Here is a 1,981-nt window from a genome sequence, read left to right on the forward strand (position 1 = left end):
TGGGATTGTTAGTATGAATCATGAGAGTTACCTCGTGTTTTGTATAAGGATTGGACACCCATATCAAAACCGGTAACTCTCAACCTTGCAAGGTCCAGTGTCAGATCAAGTCGCGACTAATACATATGAAGTTCATAATTGGCGGCATTCACAGTAAACATCTCGATTTTTGCCTTTTCTTCTCTAAGTTTCACTGCGACCTCTCTCTCAGCCTGATAAAGGCCAGAGAGTTCCGCATTAAGCATCTGTAGTTCAGTTATTTTGTGATGCAAATCACCAACAGCTTTAGCAATCACACCATCATCGCGAGCTTCTTTAATTACTTTCAGTAAGTCATATGCCTGTTTTGCAGCCGTTAATCCAGAGAAAACGTCCATTTCAATCACTCTCTAACTGTAGGGGTGATTAGAGTTTATCCGATTTCTCGCTGTAGGGGTACACGAGAACCCTCGCCGCCTGAGAGGGTCACCAAAGCAGGCACTTAACACGGAGGCCACCATGCAAAAGCTCATTGACGAATTTGACCACCTGATAGAACCGGGGACGATTGTGACTGCAATCATCCTGTCGGGCGTAGTAGACGACTGCGTCGATATAATGCAAGAAAATGATAACCCTGACTTTTTCAGCGTCTATATCCGTGGCGTCGACGGCGTGCTACAGGCCATCGGCGACTTCTCCGACCGTGAGGACGCACTCGCTTATGCCGCGAGAATGGTTGAGAAATATCAGGCACAGATTACGGACAATACCCGGAAGTTATTAAACGATTGAGGAGCATGAAATAGCGTTATGGCAGATGATGTAGATATAGCCAGCCAAAACGAAGAAGCTTTCCGCCAACACCAAATTGCCCATCATCGAAAAGAGGAATTACCCGTTAATGGACGTTGCTATAATTGTGACGAGCCAACAGGGGGGCATTTCTGCTGTAAGGAATGCCGGGAAGATTGGGAGAAGCGAAAATATTTTGATAGCCAACGGAGGATTGAATGATGCAACTTAATAAACCTCATATCACGACCTTCAATCACCCTAATTTCGGTGGCATGGTCGCTGTCACCAACGGCAGCAATAATATTAATGATTCACGTTATTTGATGAGCATTGACATCCTCCCTTGTGATGACAATGAGACAAGAGTATATAAGTCAACTATTTTCTATCTGACAGAAGAAAATAAGTAGCTCAAAAAGCAGGTGAAAAAATTAACGTGTATCGATGACTGAAACACTTTCAGCATTCCCATCATCGCGCTTATCGCTGTAATCAGCATCCCCCCCATACTCAATAACGCCACCGATAGGTGGTTTTTTTACGCCTAATTTTTGGAATCCATCATGAAAAAAATTCTAAATTATGACCCAATCGAGGGTGTATTTACTTGGGCAGTGAAGCCAAATAGGAGAATAAGAATTGGCGATACTGCAGGAACTCTACACAAGCATGGTTATGTATATATCACCATCAATAAGAAACTGTACCGAGCGCACAGGCTTGCTTGGTTTTTCTTTTTTGGACGGTGGCCTGAAAAAGAAATAGACCACATAAATGGAGTCAAGAACGACAACAGAATATCCAATCTAAGGGAGGCCACAAGCTCTCAAAACCACCAAAACGAGAAGATACCCAAAAATAACAAGAGTGGAGTGAAGGGCGTATTCTGGAGTAAAAAACGAAAAAGATATTGCGCAAAATGCATGGTTAACCGTAGAGGTTTTTATATTGGCTCTTTTGTAGATGTGCCTGAGGCGGAAGAGGCAGTGAGAAATTTTAGAATAACTCATCACGGAGATTTCGCAAATCATGGCTAATTTGAATAGGAAATTTGAACTCACCGCCGAAGTGAAGGAGTTTTTCGGCATCATTAATACATCAATCTAAATCAAGGAAAGCCACGATGGAACTTGCTATCGCGGGCGCACCCATCGTGCGTCCTGAAATTAAATTTGACCCGATTCGGTCAATCGAACATCACCGC

5 protein-coding genes are annotated in these 1,981 nt (G+C 43.2%); 4 read left to right on the forward strand and 1 reads right to left on the reverse strand.

Annotated features, from left to right (window positions below; genetic code table 11):
- Positions 1-116: 116 nt before the first annotated feature.
- Positions 117-377 carry a hypothetical protein gene (locus tag ACTBDZ_RS17330; protein WP_438816213.1) on the reverse strand — a complete coding sequence of 87 codons (261 nt, stop codon included), beginning with the start codon at positions 375-377 and terminating at the stop codon, positions 117-119.
- Between the two features lie 121 nt (positions 378-498).
- On the opposite strand from ACTBDZ_RS17330, the gene ACTBDZ_RS17335 reads away from it, so the two are divergent.
- The 4 genes from ACTBDZ_RS17335 to ACTBDZ_RS17350 all read left to right on the forward strand — a co-directional run bounded on the left by ACTBDZ_RS17335 (position 499) and on the right by ACTBDZ_RS17350 (position 1,814).
- Complete coding sequence (locus ACTBDZ_RS17335) at positions 499-774, forward strand: hypothetical protein (RefSeq protein ID WP_438816214.1); 276 nt, start codon at positions 499-501, stop codon at positions 772-774.
- An 18-nt stretch (positions 775-792) separates the two neighbouring features.
- Positions 793-996, forward strand: coding sequence for a hypothetical protein (locus ACTBDZ_RS17340; protein ID WP_438816215.1), 204 nt, complete (start codon positions 793-795; stop codon positions 994-996).
- On the forward strand, positions 993-1,187 hold the full coding sequence (locus ACTBDZ_RS17345) for a hypothetical protein (RefSeq protein ID WP_438816216.1): 195 nt from the start codon (positions 993-995) through the stop codon (positions 1,185-1,187). Before ACTBDZ_RS17340 ends, ACTBDZ_RS17345 begins: the two co-directional genes overlap by 4 nt.
- A 153-nt stretch (positions 1,188-1,340) precedes the next feature.
- Positions 1,341-1,814: an HNH endonuclease gene (locus tag ACTBDZ_RS17350; protein WP_438816217.1), complete on the forward strand. Its 474-nt coding sequence runs from the start codon at positions 1,341-1,343 to the stop codon at positions 1,812-1,814.
- Positions 1,815-1,981: the final 167 nt, after the last annotated feature.

It is taken from the genome of Symbiopectobacterium sp. (genome assembly GCF_051710365.1).
In the GTDB taxonomy this organism is placed as follows: Bacteria; Pseudomonadota; Gammaproteobacteria; order Enterobacterales; family Enterobacteriaceae; genus Symbiopectobacterium.

Bases quoted from the DNA above. Each gene is read 5' to 3' on its own strand.
- ACTBDZ_RS17340 (WP_438816215.1), top strand. From the start codon at position 793: ATGGCAGATGATGTAGATATAGCCAGCCAAAACGAAGAAGCTTTCCGC.
- ACTBDZ_RS17335 (WP_438816214.1), top strand. From the start codon at position 499: ATGCAAAAGCTCATTGACGAATTTGACCACCTGATAGAACCGGGGACG.
- ACTBDZ_RS17330 (WP_438816213.1), bottom strand. From the start codon at position 377: ATGGACGTTTTCTCTGGATTAACGGCTGCAAAACAGGCATATGACTTA.
- ACTBDZ_RS17345 (WP_438816216.1), top strand. From the start codon at position 993: ATGATGCAACTTAATAAACCTCATATCACGACCTTCAATCACCCTAAT.
- ACTBDZ_RS17350 (WP_438816217.1), top strand. From the start codon at position 1,341: ATGAAAAAAATTCTAAATTATGACCCAATCGAGGGTGTATTTACTTGG.